Genomic DNA, 344 nt, shown 5'->3' on the forward strand with positions numbered 1-344 from the left:
CCAGCTCACCCCCGCCCAACGCCAACTCGTCGAAATCCTGCGCGCCCTCACCGGCGACGCCAAAGTCATCGCCTTCGACGAACCCACCTCCTCGCTGTCCGAACACGAGGTCGACGCGCTCTTCGCCCTCATCCGCCGCCTGCGCGACCAGGGCGTAGCCGTCATCTACGTCTCCCACCGCATGCAGGAGATCTTCCAGCTCTCCGACCGCATCGCGGTGCTGCGCGACGGCGCCCTCGCCGGCGTCCAGGACGCCGCGACCACCAGCGAGGGCGACCTCGTGCGGCTGATGGTCGGCCGGGACCTGTCCGCCATGTTCACCCGCGAACGCGTCGCCACCGACC

General features: G+C 70.1%; 1 pseudogene. It reads left to right on the forward strand.

The features are described 5' to 3' along the window. Nucleotides 1–344, forward strand: a pseudogene (locus PUR56_RS43345) (sugar ABC transporter ATP-binding protein); the annotation flags it as partial.

Origin of the sequence: Streptomyces sp. BE303, from assembly GCF_036290945.1 — a bacterium.
In the GTDB taxonomy this organism is placed as follows: Bacteria; Actinomycetota; Actinomycetes; order Streptomycetales; family Streptomycetaceae; genus Kitasatospora.